This window comes from Sphingopyxis sp. NJF-3, assembly GCF_053514865.1.
Map to the genome: position 1 here is coordinate 429,041 of NZ_CM130726.1, position 20,833 is coordinate 449,873.

The following is a 20,833-nucleotide window of genomic DNA, read 5'->3' on the forward strand; positions in this document are numbered from 1 at the left end:
GGGTCCGGATTGGCGGCAAAAGCGAACGAACAAAAGGTGAATATCACCGTAGTGGCGACATAAGGACACCAGGACGGACAGGCGGGGAAGGAAGGGCGGCACAATGGAACATGTGATGCGGAGCGTGGCGATGCTGGCCGATCAGGAACGCCCGGTGTGGCAGGGGGCGTCCTCGCCGGAACGGCCGATGTCGGTGCTGCTCGTGGCCGACGGCTGCGATGCGGCGCCCGAACCGGCGGTGGCGGCACGGCTCCGCGTGACGGGGCCGGTGGCGCCTGCGCGCGCTGCCGGCCATGTCCGTGACACGATATCGCCGGACATCGTCTGGCTCCGCGGCGCCGAGCGGCTCGACGACGCGGTGCTGGCCGAACTGGGCGAGGCGCTGGCCGCGCGCGGCGGCCGCCTGATGTGCGAAACCTCGCTCGCGGCGCTCGATCGCGTGGCTGCGGCGATTCCTCCTTCGGTGCGTACCGAATGGCTCGTCGAAGCCGATAGCGCCGACCGGCTGATGGCGGTTGCGGCGCTCCAGTCGCCGCGGTTGATGGCCGTCAACGACATGGCGCGCGACGACACGATGGAGCGGATCGACCGGCTGCAGGAAGAGGTTGCGCGGATCGCGCGCCTGCTCGGCGATCTCACGGCTCCGCGCGGCCTGCCGGGAACGCCGAAACCCTATGCTGCGCACGGCGAGGCGGCTGGTGACTATCCGGGGCAGCTACGCTCGCCGCCGCGCGACTATGCCGCGACGCCGCGCAGCTTCCTGCCTGAAGAGCGGACGATCGACCGGCAACGCGCCAAGGGGGTGCGGCGGATGCTGCGTCAGCGGCGGATGCGCGAGCAATATTTCCCCGCCGACCTGTTCGCCGACCCGGCGTGGGACATGCTGCTCGACCTCTACGCCGCGCGGCTCGAGCGCCAGCCGGTGTCGGTGTCGAGCCTGTGCATCGCCGCCGCGGTCCCCGCGACAACCGCGCTGCGCTGGATCAAGACGATGACCGACGCCGGGCTGTTCCTGCGCGAAGCCGACCCCGACGACGGCCGCCGCATCTTCATCGCGCTCGCCGAGGGCGCGTTCGACGCGATGGCGCGCTATTTCGAGGCGCTCGAGGAATAGGGCCGGCTTGCCAGCGAGCGCGCTCTGTGGCAGGGCGCGCCCTTCCCGCAATGGGGGCGATTAGCTCAGTTGGTAGAGCGCCTCGTTTACACCGAGGATGTCGGCAGTTCGAGCCTGTCATCGCCCACCATATCCTCATGCCCGCCGCCGGATATGAAAACGCCCGCCCCACACGGGGACGGGCGTTTTGGCATTCTTTCGTCGGCCGCGATCAGGCCGCGAGCTTCCTCAGCACATAGTGGAGGATGCCGCCGTTCATATAATATTCGACCTCGTTCGCCGTATCGATGCGGCAGAGCGTGTCGAAGGCGAAGGTCGAGCCGTCGGGGCGCGTCACGTTCACCGTCACCGTCTGGCGCGGCTTGAGGTCAGCGACGCCGGTGATGGTGAAGACATCGTCGCCGGTCAGGCCCAGCGTCTCGCGCGTCTGGCCGTCCTGGAACTGCAGCGGCAGCACGCCCATGCCGACGAGGTTCGAGCGGTGGATGCGCTCGAAGCTCTCGACGATCACCGCGCGGACGCCGAGCAAATTGGTGCCCTTCGCCGCCCAGTCGCGCGACGAGCCGGTGCCATATTCCTTGCCGGCGATGACGACCAGCGGGGTGCCGTCGGCCTTGTGGCGCATCGCGGCGTCGTAGATCGGCATGACCTCGGCGCCGTAGCGCGACATGCCGCCTTCGATGCCGGGGACCATTTCATTCTTGATGCGGATGTTGGCGAAGGTGCCGCGCATCATGACTTCGTGGTGGCCGCGGCGGGCGCCGTAGCTGTTGAAGTCGGCCTTGCTAACCTGATGTTCCATAAGCCATTTTCCGGCCGGGCTGTCCGCCTTGATGCTGCCCGCGGGGCTGATGTGGTCGGTGGTGATGCTGTCGCCGAGGATCGCGAGCGGCTTCGCGCCGACGATGTCCGACACCGGCGCGGGGGTCATCTCCATGCCCTCGAAATAGGGCGGGTTCGCCACGTAAGTGGAGCCCGCGCGCCACTGATAGGTGTCGCTGCCCTCGACCTCGATCCTCTGCCAGTGCGCGTCGCCCTGATAGACGTGCGCGTAGCGCGCCTCGAACATGTCGCGGTCGACCGCGCCCGCGATCGCGTCGGCGACTTCCTGGTTGGTCGGCCAGATGTCGGCGAGGAACACGTCCTGGCCGTCCTGATCCTGCCCGATCGGGGTGGTGGTGAAATCCTCGGTCACCGTGCCCTTCAGCGCATAGGCGACGACGAGCGGCGGCGAGGCGAGGAAGTTGGCGCGCACGTCGGGCGATACGCGGCCTTCGAAGTTGCGGTTGCCCGAGAGGACCGAGGCGGCGACGATGTCGTTGCCGTTGATCGCGGCCGAAATCGGCTCGGCGAGCGGCCCCGAATTGCCGATGCAGGTCGTGCAGCCATAGCCGACGAGATTGTAGCCGACCGCGTCGAGATGCGTCTGCAGCCCCGCCTTGGCGAGATAGTCGGTGACCACCTGCGACCCTGGCGCGAGGCTGGTCTTGACCCACGGCTTGGGCTTCAGCCCCTTCTCGTTCGCCTTCTTCGCGACGAGGCCCGCGGCGACCATGACGCCGGGGTTCGAGGTGTTGGTGCAGCTGGTGATCGCGGCGATCACGACGTCGCCGTCGCCGATGTCGTGGGCCTTGCCCTCGACCGCGACGCGCTTCGGCCCGCTCTTGCCGTAGAGCGTCTTGAGGTCCGCGTTGAACACGTCGTCGACTTCGGTGAGGACCACCTTGTCCTGCGGGCGCTTCGGTCCCGCGAGGCTGGGCACCACCGTCGCCATGTCGAGCTCGAGCGTATCGGTGAAGACCGGGTCGGGCATGTCGGCCGACAGCCACAGGCCCTGCTTTTTCGCATAGGCCTCGACCAGCGCGATATTCTCTTCGCTGCGGCCGGTCAGGCGCATGTAATCGAGCGTCTTGTCGTCGATGCCGAAGAAGCCGCAGGTCGCGCCATATTCGGGCGCCATATTGGCGAGCGTCGCGCGGTCGGCGAGGCTGAGCGAGGCGAGGCCCGGCCCGAAATATTCGACGAAACGCCCGACGACGCCCTTGGCGCGCAGCATCTGCGTCGCGGTGAGCACGAGGTCGGTCGCGGTGACGCCTTCCTTGAGCTTGCCCGTCAGCTTGAAGCCGACGACCTCGGGAATCAGCATCGAGACGGGCTGGCCGAGCATCGCGGCCTCGGCCTCGATCCCGCCGACGCCCCAGCCGAGCACGCCGAGCCCGTTGATCATCGTCGTGTGGCTGTCGGTGCCGACGCAGGTGTCGGGATAGGCGACGGTTTCGCCCGCGCCGTCATCGCTCGACCACACCGCCTGCGCGATATGTTCGAGATTGACCTGGTGGCAGATGCCGGTGCCCGGGGGCACGGCCTTGAAGTTCGACAGGCTCTTCGATCCCCATTTCAGGAAGTCGTAGCGCTCGCCGTTGCGATAATATTCGATCTCGACATTCTGCTCGAACGCCTTGGGGTGGCCGAATTCGTCGACCATCACGCTATGGTCGATGACGAGGTGGACGGGGACGAGCGGGTTGATCTTCGACGTGTCGCCGCCGAGCGTCGCGATCGCGTCGCGCATCGCGGCCAAGTCGACGACGCAGGGAACGCCGGTGAAATCCTGGAGCAGCACGCGCGCCGGGCGATACTGGATCTCGCGGGTCGACACCGGGTTCGACTGCCAGTCGACGATCGCCTGGACGTCATCGGTCGACACGGTGAAGCCGCCATCCTCGAAGCGCAGCAGATTTTCGAGCAGCACCTTCATGCTGAACGGCAGCCGCGACACGTCGCCCAGCTTCGCTGCGGCCTTGTCGAGCGAATAATAGGCGTAGGTCTTGCCCCCGACGTCGAGCGTCGAGCGGGTTCCAAGCGTGTCGTGGCCGGTGGTGGTCATGTGCAGTTCCCTCTTCGGGCGCGGCGGGGAATGACGGCCCGAGGCCCGGTCAGGAGAGCGGGGCCGCGGGGAGTCGCGCGCGCGGGTTTATGTCGGCGCCGCCTTACGCCGGAGGGCGGGAAATGCAAGGGGTGGGGCGTGCGCATTCGGCGCACGCCCCGATTTTCGGCGGCCGGATTCAATCCTCCAGCGTCCTGACGGCGCGCGGCCGCCTGTCGGGCCCGACCGCGACGAAAATGAAGACCGCCTGCGTCACCTTGTACGCTTCCTCCGCATGCCGCTCGCGCGCCCAGGTCTCGACCTCGACATGCATCGAGGTGCGGCCGACCTTGATGAGGCGGCCGAAGACCGAAACCTCGTCGCCGACGAAGACGGGACGGTGGAAGGTCATGCCCTCCACCGAAATCGTCACCGCGCGGCCGCGCGCGTGGAGCGACGCGACCGAGGAGGCGGCAAGGTCCATCTGCGCCATCAGCCAGCCCCCGAAAATATCGCCATAGACATTGGCGTTGGCAGGCATGGCGGTGACGCGCACCGCCGGTTGGGTGCCGGGCATCCGGTCGGGCGGCGCGATCTTATCTTGCAAGATAGGCCTCCTTCACCAGCGTGCGGGCGCGCATCGATTTCGCGGCGGCGACCATCGCGATCAGCGCGGGGCGCACCTCGTCCCACTTGCGCGTCTTGAGCCCGCAGTCGGGGTTCACCCAGATCTGCTCGGGCGAGATGTGCTTGCAGGCGAGGGTCAGGAGGTCGGTCATCTCGCGCTCCGCGGGGATGCGGGGGCTGTGAATGTCATAGACGCCCGGGCCGACCGCGTTCGGATAGGCATAAGAGGCGAAGGCGTCGAGCAGCTCCATCTGCGACCGTGCGGTCTCGATCGAGATGACGTCGGCGTCCATGTCGCCGATCGCGCGGATGATGTCGTTGAATTCCGAATAGCACATATGCGTGTGAATCTGCGTGTCGTCGCGAACGGCGGAGGAGGCGATGCGGAAGCATTCGACCGCCCAGCCCAAGTAAGACTGCCATTCGGAGCGGCGCAGGGGCAGGCCCTCGCGCAGCGCCGCCTCGTCGATCTGGACGATCGCGGCGCCGGCGGCCTCCAGATCCTGTACCTCGTCGCGGATCGCCAGCGCGATCTGGCGGCAGCTCGTCTCGCGCGGCTGGTCGTCCCGCACGAAGGACCAGTTGAGGATGGTGACGGGGCCGGTGAGCATGCCCTTCATCGGGCGATCGGTTTGATCCTGGGCATAGCGCCACCAGTCGACCGTCATCGCCTTCGGGCGCGAGACATCGCCATAGAGGACCGGCGGGCGAACGCAGCGCGAGCCATAGCTTTGCACCCAGCCGGCGCGGGTGAAGGCGAAACCCGCGAGCTGTTCGCCGAAATATTGCACCATGTCGTTGCGCTCGAACTCGCCGTGGACGAGGACGTCGAGACCGATCTCTTCCTGCCATTTCACCGCGGCGCGGGTTTCGACCTTCAGATAGCGGTCATAGGCGGCATCGTCGATTTCCCCCCTGATATACGCGGCGCGCGCCTTGCGGACCTCGGGGGTCTGCGGGAAGCTGCCGATCGTGGTGGTCGGCCAGGCGGGGAGGGCGAGGCGCTTTTGCTGGGCCTCGCGGCGGGCGGCGAAGGGCGAGGTGCGGCTGGTCGCGCGCGCGTCGAGCGCGGCGAGGCGGGCGACCACGGCCGGGTCGTGGATTTTCGGTGAGGTCCGACGCGCGACCGCGGCGATGCGCGAGGCGGCGAAGGCGGCGAAGCTCGCATCCTCGCCTTCGTTCAGGGCTTTCGCGAGCGCGGCGAGCTCCTCTACCTTCTGGGCGGCGAAGCTGAGCCACTGCGCGATCTCGGGATCGAGCGAGGTTTCGAGCGCAAGGTCGACGGGGACGTGGATCAGCGAACAGGAAGGCGCGAGGATGATGTCGCGCTTCGCCGCCAGTTCCTTGAGACGCCAATAGAGATCGGGAAGGTTGGCGCGCCAGATGTTGCGGCCGTCGATCACGCCGAGCGAGAGGAGCACGTGCGGCTGGAGCCTGGCGAGCGCTGGCTCGAGCTGGTCGGGCGCGCGGACGAGGTCGAGGTGGAGGCCGTGGACGGGGAGTTCGGCGACAAGATCGAGATTGTCGCCGAGGCCGCCGAAATAGGTGGTGAGCATCAGTTTCGGACCGCGCGTCGCGAGGCGGGCGTAGGCGCGCTCGAAGGCGGTGCGCTGGTCAGCGGTCAGGTCGAGGACGAGGCAGGGCTCGTCGATCTGTACCCAGTCGGCGCCGAGCGCCGCGAGCCGCGCGAGGATTTCGGAATAGGTTTCGAGCAGCGCCGGCAGCAGCGCGAGCGGCTCGACCGCCTTGCCCTTGGCCAGCATCAGAAAGGAAACGGGGCCGAGGAGAACGGGACGTGTCGGGTAGCCGAGCGCCCTGGCCTCGGAAAATTCGTCGAAAATCTTGGTCGAGGCGATGCGGAAGGTCTGGCCGGCCGCGAGTTCGGGGACGAGGAAATGATAGTTGGTGTCGAACCATTTGGTCATTTCCATCGCGGTCGTATCATGGGCATGGCCGCAGCCGGCCCGGGCCGTGTCAGCTCGCGCGCCGCGCGCCATCGCGAAATAGAGATCGGGATCGACGCTTTCGCCCGCCCAGTCATAGCGCGGCGGGATCGCGCCGATCAGCGCCGAGGTATCGAGGACGTGGTCGTAGAGCGAGAAGTCGTTCGAGGGCAGGATGTCGGCGCCGAGCGCCTTTTGCCGCCCCCAGTTCAGCGCGCGCAGCCCCGCGGCGGCGGACAGCAGTTCGGCGCGCGACGATTTGCCCGCCCAATAGCTTTCAAGAGCGAATTTGAGCTCGCGGCGAAGGCCGATACGGGGAAAGCCGAGAGTGGCGACACTGACAGTCATGATATAAGCACCTTGCAAGGAGCAAGGCGCCGGGTAGACGCGAACGCACGGGGTCGACGCCCGCAAGGCAAGGTCGGGCGCAGCCATGCATGCGGCCTGACCGGACACCCCGCCGGAGGACGTTATCTGGCGAGGCAGGTCTCCTGGCTCGCGGGTCCATGCGGCGGTCGGGCCTTCCCGGTTCCTTGCCGAACCAGTGACGCGTGATGACCGCCGCTCGCCGCTTACAGTTGCGGGGGCAGCGCCGGCCTTGCCCCTTTCGGGGCGCACCGGCTTCCCGTCTTAGCTTCCCGCCGCCGCAGCGACGCGAAGAACCTCGACAGCTTTCAGGATAGGGTCCGCGGCCTGTTTGTCAATGAACATATAAAGAAATCTTTATATACATGTACCGAGAGGCCTTTATCCCTATCATCCAATGGGTTCCAAAATGATCTGGGAGACGCGGATGGCCGGGCGTGCTGGCAGACTGGCGGCCGGCGCGCGGGTCGGTCAGGCAATTGCGCGCGGGACGGGCGCGGGGCTGAAGGCGCGGATGCGGTCGCGGCCGGCGCGCTTCGCCTCGTAGAGCGCCTGGTCGGCTTGGCGCATCAGCCGCGAGAGGCCCTCGCCGGGCACGCCAGCGGCCAGGCCGATGCTGACCGTCGGGGTGAGCGCCGCGGGGATGCGGCCCTCGCAGGCGGGGGCGAGGCCGGTGCGGATCGCCTCGGCGAGCCGGCGCGCCGCCTCTATCCCCGCGCCGGGGAGGAGCAGCGCGAATTCCTCGCCGCCGATGCGCCCCGCGACCATGCCGGCGGGGCCGATCTGCCCGACGTGCGCGCCGAAGGCGGCGATGATCGCGTCGCCGACCGCGTGGCCGTGGGTGTCGTTGATCGCCTTGAACTGGTCGAGGTCGGCGACCAGCAGCGCGGCGGGCCGCCGTTCGTCGTGGGCGCGGCGGAGCGCGGCGCCCGCCGCCGCCTCGAACCCGCGGCGGTTGAGGAGGCCCGACAGCGGGTCGCCCTCCGCCTGCACACGCAGTTCGGCGAGAAGGTCGATCGCGACCGCGACCATCAGCGCGATCGCCGCGAGCACCGACACCATCGCCTGGCTGAACTGCACCGTCGTCCAATAAACCGACTGCTGGAAGCCGTTGTAATTGTCGAAGCCGCCGCCGAGCCAGAGGATGACGAGCGGGCGGACGATCAGGTTGACCGCCGACAGCGCCGCGACCCAGAAGAGGACGCGGTCGATCAGGTGGGGCTTTGCGATCGGCCACAGCGCGCGCACGACCATCAGCGCGATGACCCCGGCGCCGAGGCTGATCGCATAGATGCGCGCAGCGATGCTGGGATGGCCGAGGAGGAACAAGAGGAAGGCCGCCATCGACAACGCGGAGGTCGCCGCCATCGCGCGCCACGGCACCGGGAGGCCATAGCGCCGGACGATCGCCGCGGCGAAGAAGGTGCCGGTGGCGAGAAAGCCGAGGTTCGAGGGGATGCGCTGCAGCTCGAAGGGCAGGATCGGGCCGACGTCCTGGATCAGGAAGGCGAGCGCCGACGCGAGATAGGCGATCGCGGCATAGGCGACATAGATCTGGTCGCGGCGGTTCAGCCACAGGAGGAAGAAGGCGGCGGCGAACAGGAGGCCGATGCCCGGATTGAGCAGCGAGATGAAGAATTGTCCGGTCAAGGCGGCGTCCTGCGTAACCCGGTCTTCCCTTAAGGGCCTTAGGGATAACGCTTTATTACTTTTCCGGCTACCGCGGCGCTCAGGCGGTGCCGCGGAGCGCGAGGCGGACGGGGATGCGCGTGCCGCTGCGGCTGTGATCGGCGTCCTCGAGCGCCATTGCGACGAGCGCCTCGCCCGCGGCGTCGAGGTCGGGCTCGATCGTCGAGAGCGCCGGATCGACGAGGGTGCCGGCGCGGATGCCGTCGAAGCCGATCAGCGCGATGTCGCCCGGCACGCGGCGGCCCGCGTCCTTGAGGCCCTGCAGGACCCCGAGCGCCAGCATGTCGCTCGCCGCGAAGATCGCGTCGACGTCGGGGTGCGCGGCGAGGAGCTCGGCGGCGGCGGCGACGCCCTGCGCGTGGCGGTCGGGCGCCGGCGGCGGAGCGATGACCACCGGGGTGATCCCGTGCGCGGCGAGCGCGGCGGTGAAGCCGTCGCGGCGCTCGTCGAACTGGCGCTGCGGCGATTGCTGCGGGCCGACGAAGGCGATGCGGCGGCGGCCGCTGGCGACGAGATGCTCGGCGGCGAGCCGGCCGCCGATCTCGTTGTCGCTGCGCATCCAGTGGAAGGGATCGCCGGGGCTGCCCCAGCAGGTGAAGTCGAGCCCCGACGCCTGCGCCTCGGCGAAATATTGCCACGCCGGGCGGTTGCTGGTCGTGCCGATGACGATCATCGCGTCGGCGAGACCCGAGGCGACGAAATCGGCGCGGAAATTGTCGGGGCTTTCCTGGAAGCTGACGAGCAGGTTGAAGCCGCGCGCCGAGGTCGCGGCGGCGATGCTGCCCAGCAGCGCGAAATAGAAGGGGTTGATCGCGCTCCGGTCCTCGCCGGGGCGGCAGATGGTGACGAGCGCGATCGTCTCGCTGCTCTTGAGTCGCAGCGACGAGGCGTGGCGATCGACGACATAGCCCAATTCGCGCGCCGCGGCGGACACGCGCGCGCGGGTTTCCGCATTGACGCCGGGGCTGCCGCGCAAGGCGCGCGACACGGTCGACTGTGAAACGCCCGCGCGCTCGGCGACGTCGAAGGATGTCGGACGCAGCATCTTACTCCCCTCGGTGCCGAAGCCGTCCGGCCTCTCTCGCCGCGCGCCGGGGGCTTGTCAATCCGGCGCGGGGGCAGGCCAGCGGATGGTCACGGCGAGGCTGTGGTCGGCGGCGTGGCGGTCCCAGCTGCCCTTGAGCTGGCGTTCGATCAGCGAGCGGATGAACTGGGTGCCGAAGCTTTCGGTGTCGACATGCGGCGTTTCGGGAAGGCCGCTTTCGGTCCAGTCGAGCGTGACCTCCTCGCCGTCGCGGCGCCAGCCGACCGCAAGTTCACCCCGCCCGGCGAGCGCGCCATATTTGATGCTGTTGGTCACGAGTTCGTGGATCGCGAGCGCGAGCGCCTGCGCGGCCTCGTCGCCCAGGCGCACGTCGGGGCCGGCGAGCGCGGCGAGGCGCTCGGCCGGCCACCCCGCGACGTCGAGCTCGCGGCGGATGATCGCGCCGAGATCGACGGTCTCGACCGCGCCGGTGACGAGCATCTGCTTCGCGTCGGACAGCGCGCGCAACCGCCCGTCGAAGCGGGTTTCGAAATCGGTCAGATCCTTCGATTCGCGCACCGTGATGCGCGCGAGCGCGCCGATGCGCGCGAAGGCGTTCTTCATGCGGTGCGCCATTTCGCCGATCATCAGCTCGCGATCCTCGGCATGGCGCTCCTTCTCCTCGGCGAGCGCCTGAAAGGCGCCGAGGCGCCGGTGCTGCATCTGGTGGAGCCGGATGGCGAGAAAGGCGATCGCGACCCCGAACAGCAGGATGGCGAGCGGCCGCCCCAGCCGGTCGATGAAGCGGCCGTAGGATATGCGCATCGTCCATTGCCGGTCGGCGACCTGCAGTCGCTGCTCGTGCGCGTCCCAGCCGATCTTGCCGTGGACGAAGACGCGCGGTGCCGACGGGCCTTCGCCCGCGGTCACCTCTATCCCGTCGATGCCGTCGATCTGTCTGCCGAGAACCGAGGTCATCAGGTCGTGGATTCGGAAAGGCGCATAGACGAACGCCTCGACCGGACGCGCGCCGCGCGCGGTGGCGACGGTCGGCGGGGTCGCGGCCTCGTCCGGAGGCGGCGCGGCGCCTGCGTCGAGCAGCGGCCGCTCGGCATAGACGGGAACATAGATCAGGAAACCGGGCTGTTTGCTGCCCGCGTGCCGTTCCTGAACCAGCTGGACGATGCCGCTCGCCGCCGGCTGGCCGGTCAGCCAGGCGCGGCGCATCGCCTCGCGCCGAACCGGCTCGCTGTACATGTCGTAGCCGAGCGCGTCGGCGTTGAGTGGATCGTCGGGCTCGATGAGGACGATGGGAAAGCCGACGGGCTGGTCCGTCGCGGGCCAGACCGCGATATCGCGGCCGTAATTTTCGCGCAGCCGCGCCTCGACCGCGGCGGGCGTGCTGCGCGCCATCGCGATCGCGACGCCGACGCCCTGCATCCCCGGCGCGCGCGCCTGCGGCTGGAGCGCGGCGAGATAGGCGCGGACGCTGGCGCCGCCGGCCGACTTGTCCGACTGATAGAGCGCGCGCACCCCTTCGAGGATCGAGAGCTGGTCGCTGAACCGCGCGTTGACCTGCATGGCGATGCGCGCCGCCTGGTCGGATTCCTGCGCCTTGTTGTAGAAGAAGCTGGCGACGGCGGCGGCGAGCGCGGCGAGCATGATCACCAGCCCGATCACGCGGACCGAAAGGGCCATCAGCCGATCTGCCCAGAGCGATGGACGCATGGTGGGTATCCTGCTGACAGAGACCGGCACGGCGCCCTCAACCACCCGTTTGTTTCACGCCGGGCGACCGAGGGCAAGGCCATTCTGGTCCGCGCGGCATGGTGGTGACTCAGTTTGGATTTGGAAGGCGCCGTTCCCTGCTTCGTCACCCCGGATCAAGTCCGGGGTGACGAAGAAAGAAAAATCGTACGCATGCCTTCAAACCGAGTCACCACCCGCGGCATTGGACGTTTGACATTTCCGGGGCGCCATGCGCTAGCATCGGGGGCGGGAGGACCACCCGCATTGCGACATCAATATCCCCTGCCGCTCCACCATAGCTGGCCGCTGTTCGAACGCGCGCGCCATTTCGATCTCGGCTGGGTCGACAGGCAGGGCATTCGTCCCCCCGCGGACATGGCGATCGGGGCGGTGGACGAGAGTGAGGCGATGACCCATGCGGGGGTCGGCGCGTGGCACTGCGACCTGGCGGGCGACAGCCTGACCTGGTCGCCGACGGTCTATGACCTGTTCGGGCTTCCGCGCGGCGCCACGGTTGCGCGCGAGGATGCGGTCGCGCTTTATTGCGAGGGATCGCGCGCGGCGATGGAGCGGCTGCGCGCCCATGCGATCGCGCACCGCCGCGGCTTCACCCTCGACGTCGAAATCAGCCCCGCGCGGGCGGAGACCCGCTGGGTGCGGCTGATTGCCGCGCCATTGTGCGAGGGCGAGGCCGTCGTCGGGCTGCACGGCTATAAATGCCTGCTGGGGCCGGCGCTGGGCTGACCCACGCGCGGCTGCGACAAGGCAGGCGCGTGCAAAACCGCTCCCATCCATCCATTTTTGCCGGGCGGGCTGCCGCGCGCCCGCGCACTTGCTCCCGGCGAACCAAAGACTCTAAAGGGGTGGAAGGGGGAAATCGCGATGATCAAATGGGTGTCCGAAAAGCCCAAGCTGCCGCTGCCCGAAGCGTTGCCGGCGCTGCGCGGCCGGGCGCTCAGGATTTACGATGCGGTGTGGTTCGCGCTGATGGGGCTTTCGATCGCCGTCGCCGCGCTCAACGCCTGGCAAAGCGCCCAGCCGATGGAATATGGCTGGTTGAATTACGGTCTGAGCGCCGACTCCTCGGGACAGCAGCTCGTGCTGGTCGTCGGTTCCGAGGCCATCGCGCAGGACATACGGCCGGGCGATGCGATCGTGGCGATCGACGGTATCCCGATGGAGAAGATCGGGGCGAGCTATAATGCGGCCCGGGAGGCATTGGCGCGTCCGGAAGGCGCGGCGATCCGCCTGTCGTTGCGGGCGCAGACGGGAAGGTCCGCGAGCATCGATTGACACGCAACCGCGCCAACACGCGCGATGCCGAGCGAACGCGCTGGTTCGAAATCACAACCGGCGTTCTTTCGAGCATTGCAACGCTTTGCGCCGCCGCGCTGTTGTTTCGCCGCCGTCGCGACCCGGTGCCGGCCATTCTGGCGCTCGCCTTCGTTTGCCAGGTCGGGCTGTCATGGCAGGCGATCGTATGGCTGAATCAGCCCCAAGTTGCCGACGCGCTCCAATTCATTTCCAATCTCAACTGGCCGCTGCTGCTCTTGGGTCTGCTGGCATTTCCGGACGGTCGCATGGGCTCGCGGGCGGCCTGGCTCATCGCGGGCGCGCTCGGTTGCTGGTCGGTCATCATGCTCGTCATGCCGTCCCTCTCGATCAGCGTTCCGGCGATCCTCGCGTTCCTCGCGCTCGGCATGGGGAGGCAATGGCTGCGCTTTCGCCGAATGCCGCTCGGCACCGGGCGCCAACAGGTGCGCTGGGGCATCTTCGGGCTGGTGGCGGGCGGCGCCAGCCTGATCCTGGCGGGCCTGTTTTACCTCGCCGCCATGCAGATCGGGGGGCCAGCTTACTGGACGCTCTCCCTGGTTTCGAACATATTCGGTCTCGTCGCTTCGCTCTGCATGGTGGGCGGCCTGCTGATCTCGCTGCTGCGCTATCGTCTTTACGATGCCGAGGCGGCGATCAGCCGTTCGATCGCCTATGGCGCGTTGACGGTCGCGCTGCTCGCCATCTTCGCCGGCACCGAGCGCGTGATCGAGCTGTTGGGCGAAGAATATCTGGGGCACGGGTTCGGGGTATTCGCCGGCGGTCTGGCGGCGGCGGCGGCGGCGGCGATGATCTCGCCGCTGCACCATCGGGTCACGCATTGGGCGGAACGCCGGTTCCAGAAGCATCTGCTGCATCTTCGCCGCGGCCTGCCGCTGCTGGTCGGCGACCTGCGCGAGACAGCGGGACTGGACGGGCTGGCTTCGGCGGTGCTCGACGCCGTTCTGAAGGGCGTTCGCGCGCGCCAGGCCGCATTGCTCGTCGGTGAGAAGATAGAGGGCGCGAGGGATGTCGCGATCGAGGACGTCGAGGCGTGGCGCAGCGGGTGGCAACCGCCGGCCGGCGACGCGATCGACAGCGACCGGCACGATCGCCTGTTCCCGATGCGCGTTCCGCTCGACGCCGAAGGCCATGGTCGCGTCGGGTGGCTGTTGCTCGGGCCGCGTCCCGACGGCAGCCTTTTCGGCAAGGACGAGCGCGAGGCGCTCGCCGATATCGCTGACCCGGTGGCCCGCGCGATCGCTGTCGTTCGGGCGCGTGAAGCGCGCGAGGCGCGGCAGGAAAGGCTGAATGCGGCCCATGCGGAAAGGCTCGACAGGCTGGATTCGCTGGTGTCGGCCTGGCTCGCAACCGGCGGGGCCGTCCCCGCCGGTTGAGGATGGTTCCATAGCTGCTCTCTGGTGGCGAGGATTGTTGGCGCGTCTGCTTCTGCCGAAGACCGTGACGTGTCTCTGATGGCCGAAAAGAGGCGGTTGCCACGCGACGCCCGCGCCGACAGAGAGGGGTGATGAGCAGCGAAGGGAGCGAGGCGGTGGGCGCGCGTGGCGGGGTGGGCGCATTGTGGTCGCGTGCCTATGTGCTGCTGACGCTGACCGCGCTGTTCTGGGCGGGCAATTCGATCGTCGGGCGCGCGGCGCGCGAGCTGGTGCCGCCCGCGGCGCTCGCCTTCTGGCGCTGGACGATCGCGCTCGCGCTGCTGCTGCCGCTCGCCTGGCCGCATCTGAAGCGCGACTGGCCGGCACTCCGCGCGTGCTGGCCGGTGGTGCTGACGCTCGGGCTCCTCGGGATCGGCTCGTTCAACGTCCTGCTCTATACCGGGCTGCAGACCACGACCGCGCTCAATTCGATGCTGATCCAGTCGGCCCAGCCCGCTCTGATCCTGATCGTCGGCGCGCTGGTGATGCGCGACCGGACGAGCCCGCGGCAGATTGCCGGGGTGATCGTGTCGCTCGCGGGCGTGCTGGCGATCATCGGGCGCGGCGATCCCGCCGTGCTGCTCGCGCTGCAATTGAACAGGGGGGATGCGATCATCGGCGTCGCGGTGCTGCTGTGGGCGCTCTATTCGGTGCTGCTCCGGCGGCGGCCGCCGGTACATCCGCTGAGCCTGCTCGCCGCCTCGATCATCGTCGGCATCCTGCTCATCGCGCCCGTCTATATGGTCGAGCTGGCGGGCGGACGGCGGATCGTGCCCGCGGCGGAAAGCGCGCTGGCGATCGCCTATGTCTCGGTCTTTCCGTCCTTCCTCGCCTATCTCTTCTTCAACCGCGGGGTCGAACTGATCGGATCGGCGGCGACCGGCCAGTTCCTGAACGTGATGCCGCTGATGGGCGCGGGGCTGGCGATGCTGTTCCTGGGCGAGGCGCTGCACCCCTTCCACGTCGCGGGGCTGGTGCTGATCGTCGCGGGCATATGGGTAGCGGGAAAACCCGCCGAGGGCGGTCAGGCGAGCGCCGCCTCCACCTGATCGAGCCGATCCTTGCCGAAGAACATGGCATCGCCGACGAAGAAGGTCGGGATGCCGAACACGCCGCGCGCGACCGCGGCCTCGGTGTTGGCGGCGAGCCTTGCCTTGATCCCGGGCTCCTGCGTCCGCGCGAGCAGCGCGGGGCCGTCGAAGCCGTTCGCCGAAAGGAAGGCGGCGGCGACCTCCGGGTCGTCCATCTTCAGCCCCTCTTCCCACATCGCGCGGTTCGCCGCGTCGATATAGTCGTCGAGATGGCCTTCATCCTCGGCGACGATCGCGCCGCGCATGAGGAGGAGGGTGTTGACCGGAAAATGCGGGTTCAGCCGGAATTTCGTCAGGCCGTGCCGGTCGATGAAGCGGCGCATCTCGAGATTCTCATAGGCGAGCTTCGCCGGGACGTCGGCATATTGGAGCATCGGCGCCTTGTTGCCGGTCGTCTTGAAGATGCCGCCGAGCAGGCAGGGCGTGATGACGAGGTCTGCGCCGGTGCGGTCGAGCAATTCGGGCAGCACCTTCAGCGTCAGATAGGCGTTGGGGCTGCCGAAATCGAAGATGAGTTCGAGGGTCTTGGTCATGTTTCCAATCCTTTCCCTTCTCCCCTTGCGGGAGAAGGATAGGGAGCCTTATCGCAAAGCGATTAGGCGGACTTGGATGAGGGGTGCGAGCGAAGCTCGCGCGATCCTGCGGATCGCATACCCCTCACCCAGCTATGACTAGGCGGCAGAGCCGCCAAGTCTCCGCAACCCTCTCCCGCAAGGGGAGAGGGTATTCCCGTCACCATTTTTCTCCCCAGGGGCGAAGGTCGAGTTCGTGCGTCCAGGCGCTTTTGGGCTGGCGATGGAGCATGACGTAATTGGCGGCGATGGCTTCGGGATTGAGGATCAGGTCCTGCGCCTTCGCGCGATCGAAATCGGGATGGCGGCCCTTGATGAATTCGGTGTCGATCGCGCCGTCGATGACGGTGTGCGCGACGTGGATGCCCTGCGGCCCCAGCTCGCGCGCCATCGACTGGGCGAGCATCCGCAGCGCCGCCTTGGCGCCCGAGAAGGCCGAAAAGCCCGATCCGCCGCGCAGGCTTGCCGTCGCGCCGGTGAAGAGGATTGTCCCGCGGCCGCGCGGAGCCATGCGCTTCGCGGCCTCGCGCCCCGTCAGGAAGCCCGCGAGACACGCCATTTCCCAGACCTTGGTATAGACGCGCACACTCGTCTCGCTGATCGGGAAGTTCACATTGGCGCCGATGTTGAACACCGCGACCTCGACCGGGCCGACCTCGGCCTCGACCCGGTCGAACAGCGCGATCATCTCGGCTTCGTCGCGGGCATCGGCAGGGAAGGCGCGCGCCTGATGCCCTGCATCGCGGATCGACCCTGCAAGCGTTTCGAGCGCATCGGCGTTGCGAGTCCGGCGGTTGACGCAGGCGGTGAGGCCCTCGGCGGCAAAGGCGCGCGCGATCGCGCCGCCCGTAGCGTCGCCGGCGCCGATGATGATGGCTGCGGGGTTGGGCATCGCGACTCTCCTCTTGGAGAGGCATAGTAGATATGATAATCATAGTGACAAGATATTTTCTCTTTTGATGAGGAGGTCCCTTCGACGGTCATGGAAAATGGTTCGTCATTGCGAGCGCAGCGAAGCAATCCAGGGTGGCGTCAACCGCTCTGGATTGCTTCGCTGCGCTCGCAATGACGCGAGTTGGTGAGGGCCCATGCCCAAGCGTACCGACCTCTCGGACACCTATTGTCCCGTCGGCCGCGCCGCCGAGCTGCTCGGCGACCGGGCGGTGCTGCTGATCCTGCGCGAGCTGTTCTTCGGGCGGGGGCGGTTCGAGGCGATCGCGGCGAATAGCGGCCTTGGCCCGCAGCTTATCTCGGCGCGGCTCAAGCGGCTGCTGGCCGAGGGCGTGGTCGAGCGCCAGGCCTATCGCGAGCGGCCGCCGCGCCACGAATATCGGCTGACCGCGAAGGGCAGGGATCTGTTCGACGTCCTCTACGCGATGCGCGGCTGGGCCGAGCGCTGGGCGTATGAAGCGGGCGAGACCGGCGGCGGGCCCGCGATGCGTTATATCCACCGCACCTGCGGCACCGACGTCGGCACGGCGACCGTCTGCCCCGGCTGCGGCGAGGTGCTGCGCTATGGCGCGCTGAAGGGAGAGCCGTCGCCGGCGCTCAGGGCCGAGCAGGCAGCGAAGGCGGGTTGATCTCCCCTCCCTGAAAGGGAGAGGTTGGGGGTGGGTGGCCGCAGGCGTTCTTTCTTGATCGCCGACCCACCCCTAGCTGCGACTAGCGGACAAGTCCGCAAGTCTCGCTACCCCTCCCTTTCAGGGAGGGGACAAAGGGTCAGGCTTTTTCCAGCGTGCACTGGAGCGGGTGCTGGTTCTGCCGCGCGGCGTCCATCACCTGGTTCACCTTGGTCTCGGCGACCTCGTAGCTGAACACGCCGCACACGCCGACGCCCTGCTGGTGGACGTGGAGCATCACCTGCGTCGCCTGTTCGATGTCCATGTTGAAGAAGCGCTGCAGCACCATCACGACGAACTCCATCGGGGTGTAATCGTCGTTGAGCAGCAGCACCTTGTACATCGACGGCTTCTTGGGCTTCGCGCGGGTGCGCGTCGCGATGCCGACGCCGGGGGTGCCGGGCGCGTCGTCGTCCTTGTCCGCCATGGCGCGGACCGGACCGGAGGGCGGAACGGAAAACATCATCACCCGGAATATCGCACGCGGCAGTGGAATCGCAAGAGGGCGGGGAAGCATTAACCCCCTTTTCGCGGCTCCTTGCGGAAAGCGGACCCAGCGAAAGCAAGAACCGCCCGCATCCGCGAGGGATGCGAGCGGTCCTGGGGTCGCCGGCGCAGGCGGGGGGAGGGGAGAGAGGCCCGCGCCAACGGGAAGAGGAAGGCCCTTAGGCTGCCTTCATCTTCGAGCTGATGACCGACACGCGGTTCGAGATCGGCGCGAAGCTGTCGTTCGCCATCTTGACGACCAGCTCGCTGGTCTTCGAGGTCTGCGCGACGGCGGCGTCGAACGCCTTCTTGCTGTTCTCGGCATAGAGCTTGAAGAATTCGGCCGGCGACTTGACGGCGGTGTAGCCCTTCAGCGCGGCCGACGTGTCCTCGAAGCTCTTGCGGGCGAAGGCGACGCCTTCCTGGCCGAGCGTTTCGAAGTTCTTGGCGGCGATCTTGCCGGCTTCGACCAGCGCTTCGACATTGGCCTTGTTGAACTCGACGGCTTCTTCGGCGAGCTTGCTGGTCTTCGACATCGCTTCCTTGGCGCGCTCGTTGAAATCGGCGGTCAGGGCTTCGGTGCGGGCCTTGGCTTCGTCGGCGAACTTCTTGACGGTGTCGTTCATGGTCTTGAATCCTTTGGTGGCGGCGGCGACCGGCTTCGGCGCGGCCTTGATCTTGGGAGCAATCGTCTTCGCGGTCGCCTTCTTGGGAGCGGCCTTGGTGGCCGGCTTTGCGGCCTTCTTTTGGACCGGCTTGGCCTTGGCCTTCACGGTCTTGGTCTTGGGCGCCTCGACCTTCGCGGGGGTCGGGGCGGCGGCTTCGGCGACAGCCGGGGCCGCGGGAGTCGCCGGCTTGGCGGCGGTTTCCAGCGTCGCGGCTTCGAAAGCCTTTTCAGCACTGTCCATCTTGGTAGCCATGGGACAACTCCTTTATGTTGCAGTGCACAATATAGGAGTGGCGCGGCGATTTCAAGAGAATTTTTGTGCACCGCACAAAAATAATCGCGAAGCCGCCACGATGGCAGGATAATCGCGGGATATTACCGTTGCTTGACGTAGCGGCCGGGGGCGTCCTCGATCGCCTTTTTCTTGCCCTTGCCGGGAACGCGCGCACCCTTGGCGGGGGTCTTCGCGCCGTCCTGCGCCGCGATCCAGCCGATCCAGTGCGGCCACCAGCTTCCCTTGGTCTCGGTCGCCGAGGCGGTGAAGTCGTCGAGGCTCGCGGCGGCATTGTCGCCGGTCCAATATTGATATTTGCCCGCCGCGGGCGGGTTGACGACCCCGGCGATATGCCCCGATCCCGCGAGCAGGAAGGTCCTGGGGCCCGCCAGATGATCCATCAGCCGCCAGACGCTGGCGAGCGGCGCGATATGGTCCTCGCGCCCCGCCTGGATATAGGCGGGGGTCCTGATCTTCTTAAGGTCGATCGGGGTGCCGCACACCGACAGGCTGTTCGGGACGACCAGCCTGTTGTCGCGATAGAGGTCGACCAGATACTGCCGGTGCCATTTCGCGGGCAGGTTGGTGACGTCGCCGTTCCAGTAGAGCAGGTCGAAGGGCGGATAGTCGTTGCCGAGCAGATAATTGCTGACGACATAATTCCAGATCAGGTCGCGCCCGCGCAGCGTGTTGAAGGTCGCGGCCATGTAGCGGCCGTCGAGATAGCCCTGCGCCGAAAGCTGCTGGAGCAGCGCCAGATAGGAGTCATCGACGAACATCTTGAGGTCGCCCGCGAGTTCGAAATCGACCTGCGCGGTGAAGAAGGTCGCCGACTTCACCTTGTCGGCCTCCCCCTTCGCCGCCAGCATCGCGAGCGTCGCGGCGAGGGTGGTGCCGGCTACGCAATAGCCGATCGCGTGGACGTGCGGCACCGCGAGCAGGTCGCGGACCGTGTCGATCGCGTCGACCTGCGCCGCGACATAATCGTCCCACACCAGATCCTTCATCGACGCGTCGGCCGATTTCCACGACACCATGAAGACCGAGAGCCCCTGTTCGGTCGCCCATTTGACGAAGCTCTTCGCGGGGTTGAGGTCGAGGATATAGAAACGGTTGATCCACGGCGGGAAGATGACGAGCGGGACGGTGAACACCTCCTTCGTCGTCGGCGCATAGTGAATGAGCTGGTAGAGCTCGGTCTCGTGGATCACCTTGCCCGGCGTCGTCGCGATATTGACCCCGACCTCGAAGGCGTGGGGATCGACATGGCTCAATTGCCCGCGCGACAGGTCGGCGAGCATGTGGCGGAGCCCCTTGAGCAGGCTTTCGCCGCGCGTCTCAACCGCGCGCTTGATCACCTCGGGATTGGTGATCGCGAGGTTGGTCGGCGACAGCGCCTCGGTCATCGATTTCGCCGCGAACTCCATCTTGGCGCGCGCGGCTTCGTCGAGCCCCTGCATCTGCCGCGTGGTCGCGAGCAATTGATCGGACAGCAGGCCATAGGTCTGGCGGATCAGCGCGAACGCCGGATTCGCGGTCCAGTCGGGATCGGCGAAGCGCCGGTCCCTCGGGGCATCGGCGGGCGGATCGGGGGTGAAGCCGGGAGCCAGCGCCGCGAGCGAGGTCCAGAAGGCGGCGCCCTGTTCCCACATCTTCGCACTCTGCTCGGCCCACATCTGCGCGCCGTCGCTGCCCAGCCATCGGGTCGGATCGAATAGCGGCGTAGCGGTCTGGCCCGCGTCGGCCTGGCCCAGCGCAAAGTCGAGCATCATCTGCTGCGCGCGCGCCATGACGCTCGACCAATGCTGCATGTCTTCGGGCCACGGCATGAAAGGGTTCAGCGTGTCGACCGTGTCTTTCCCACCCTTGTCGGTGCCCGCATCGCTCATGTTCGTTCCCGCTGGTCAGTGCCGTCAATATGCCTATAACAAGCCGCGATGCGGCTGGCGAGATTGCCGCTCGCGTCAATTCAAACGCACACGAAAAGGAGTTGTTCTAG

Annotated in this window: 17 protein-coding genes, 1 tRNA gene and 1 riboswitch; of the genes, 7 read left to right on the forward strand and 11 right to left on the reverse strand. The window is 67.4% G+C overall.

The window, feature by feature from the left end; genetic code table 11:
• Window positions 1-103 precede the first annotated feature (103 nt).
• Both ACOTSS_RS01945 and ACOTSS_RS01950 read left to right on the forward strand, forming a co-directional pair.
• Complete coding sequence (locus ACOTSS_RS01945; protein ID WP_448689882.1) at window positions 104-1,114, forward strand: MarR family transcriptional regulator; 1,011 nt, start codon at window positions 104-106, stop codon at window positions 1,112-1,114.
• 54 nt (window positions 1,115-1,168) lie between these two features.
• Window positions 1,169-1,244, forward strand: a tRNA-Val gene (locus tag ACOTSS_RS01950).
• A gap of 81 nt (window positions 1,245-1,325) precedes the next feature.
• Here the strand turns inward: ACOTSS_RS01950 and acnA are convergent.
• The 6 genes from acnA to ACOTSS_RS01980 all read right to left on the reverse strand — a co-directional run bounded on the left by acnA (window position 1,326) and on the right by ACOTSS_RS01980 (window position 11,357).
• Window positions 1,326-4,001 (reverse strand): aconitate hydratase AcnA, encoded by a 2,676-nt coding sequence (gene acnA / locus ACOTSS_RS01955; RefSeq protein WP_448689883.1) that lies wholly within the window; start codon window positions 3,999-4,001, stop codon window positions 1,326-1,328.
• Between the two features lie 178 nt (window positions 4,002-4,179).
• Window positions 4,180-4,557, reverse strand: a complete 378-nt coding sequence (locus tag ACOTSS_RS01960) for an acyl-CoA thioesterase (protein ID WP_448691277.1) — start codon at window positions 4,555-4,557, stop codon at window positions 4,180-4,182.
• A 19-nt stretch (window positions 4,558-4,576) separates the two neighbouring features.
• On the reverse strand, window positions 4,577-6,898 hold the full coding sequence (gene metE / locus ACOTSS_RS01965) for a 5-methyltetrahydropteroyltriglutamate--homocysteine S-methyltransferase (protein ID WP_448689884.1): 2,322 nt from the start codon (window positions 6,896-6,898) through the stop codon (window positions 4,577-4,579).
• Between the two features lie 116 nt (window positions 6,899-7,014).
• Window positions 7,015-7,232: riboswitch (cobalamin riboswitch) on the reverse strand.
• Between the two features lie 155 nt (window positions 7,233-7,387).
• Complete coding sequence (locus ACOTSS_RS01970) at window positions 7,388-8,566, reverse strand: GGDEF domain-containing protein (protein WP_448689885.1); 1,179 nt, start codon at window positions 8,564-8,566, stop codon at window positions 7,388-7,390.
• Between the two features lie 79 nt (window positions 8,567-8,645).
• Window positions 8,646-9,650: a LacI family DNA-binding transcriptional regulator gene (locus tag ACOTSS_RS01975; RefSeq protein WP_448689886.1), complete on the reverse strand. Its 1,005-nt coding sequence runs from the start codon at window positions 9,648-9,650 to the stop codon at window positions 8,646-8,648.
• A 57-nt stretch (window positions 9,651-9,707) separates the two neighbouring features.
• Window positions 9,708-11,357, reverse strand: a complete 1,650-nt coding sequence (locus tag ACOTSS_RS01980) for a CHASE domain-containing protein (protein ID WP_448689887.1) — start codon at window positions 11,355-11,357, stop codon at window positions 9,708-9,710.
• A gap of 285 nt (window positions 11,358-11,642) precedes the next feature.
• Between ACOTSS_RS01980 and ACOTSS_RS01985 the strand changes: the two genes are divergently transcribed.
• The 4 genes from ACOTSS_RS01985 (at window position 11,643) to ACOTSS_RS02000 (ending at window position 15,174) form a co-directional block, all read left to right on the forward strand.
• Window positions 11,643-12,122 carry a hypothetical protein gene (locus tag ACOTSS_RS01985; protein ID WP_448689888.1) on the forward strand — a complete coding sequence of 160 codons (480 nt, stop codon included), beginning with the start codon at window positions 11,643-11,645 and terminating at the stop codon, window positions 12,120-12,122.
• Between the two features lie 57 nt (window positions 12,123-12,179).
• Entirely contained in the window at window positions 12,180-12,671 is a 492-nt protein-coding gene (locus tag ACOTSS_RS01990; protein ID WP_448689889.1) for a hypothetical protein, read from the forward strand.
• A complete protein-coding gene (locus ACOTSS_RS01995; protein ID WP_448689890.1) occupies window positions 12,668-14,086 on the forward strand; it encodes a hypothetical protein in 1,419 nt (472 codons plus the stop codon). Before ACOTSS_RS01990 ends, ACOTSS_RS01995 begins: the two co-directional genes overlap by 4 nt.
• A 131-nt stretch (window positions 14,087-14,217) precedes the next feature.
• The gene (locus ACOTSS_RS02000) at window positions 14,218-15,174 is read left to right on the forward strand and encodes a DMT family transporter (RefSeq protein WP_448689891.1); all 957 of its coding nucleotides are present in this window, start codon (window positions 14,218-14,220) and stop codon (window positions 15,172-15,174) included.
• On the opposite strand, the gene ACOTSS_RS02005 is transcribed toward ACOTSS_RS02000, so the two are convergent.
• Together ACOTSS_RS02005 and ACOTSS_RS02010 are read right to left on the reverse strand one after the other, a co-directional pair.
• A complete protein-coding gene (locus tag ACOTSS_RS02005; RefSeq protein WP_448689892.1) occupies window positions 15,150-15,749 on the reverse strand; it encodes a DsbA family protein in 600 nt (199 codons plus the stop codon). The two genes, ACOTSS_RS02000 and ACOTSS_RS02005, sit on opposite strands and share 25 nt — an antisense overlap.
• A 199-nt stretch (window positions 15,750-15,948) precedes the next feature.
• Window positions 15,949-16,680, reverse strand: a complete 732-nt coding sequence (locus ACOTSS_RS02010; protein ID WP_448689893.1) for an SDR family oxidoreductase — start codon at window positions 16,678-16,680, stop codon at window positions 15,949-15,951.
• Between the two features lie 196 nt (window positions 16,681-16,876).
• On the opposite strand from ACOTSS_RS02010, the gene ACOTSS_RS02015 reads away from it, so the two are divergent.
• Window positions 16,877-17,368, forward strand: a complete 492-nt coding sequence (locus tag ACOTSS_RS02015; RefSeq protein WP_448689894.1) for a winged helix-turn-helix transcriptional regulator — start codon at window positions 16,877-16,879, stop codon at window positions 17,366-17,368.
• Between the two features lie 139 nt (window positions 17,369-17,507).
• Here the strand turns inward: ACOTSS_RS02015 and clpS are convergent, their stop codons facing one another.
• From clpS to ACOTSS_RS02030, 3 genes are all read right to left on the reverse strand, one after another.
• Complete coding sequence (clpS, locus tag ACOTSS_RS02020; protein WP_448689895.1) at window positions 17,508-17,873, reverse strand: ATP-dependent Clp protease adapter ClpS; 366 nt, start codon at window positions 17,871-17,873, stop codon at window positions 17,508-17,510.
• A gap of 199 nt (window positions 17,874-18,072) precedes the next feature.
• Window positions 18,073-18,813, reverse strand: a complete 741-nt coding sequence (locus ACOTSS_RS02025; protein WP_448689896.1) for a phasin family protein — start codon at window positions 18,811-18,813, stop codon at window positions 18,073-18,075.
• A 122-nt stretch (window positions 18,814-18,935) separates the two neighbouring features.
• The gene (locus ACOTSS_RS02030; protein WP_448689897.1) at window positions 18,936-20,723 is read right to left on the reverse strand and encodes a PHA/PHB synthase family protein; all 1,788 of its coding nucleotides are present in this window, start codon (window positions 20,721-20,723) and stop codon (window positions 18,936-18,938) included.
• Window positions 20,724-20,833: the final 110 nt, after the last annotated feature.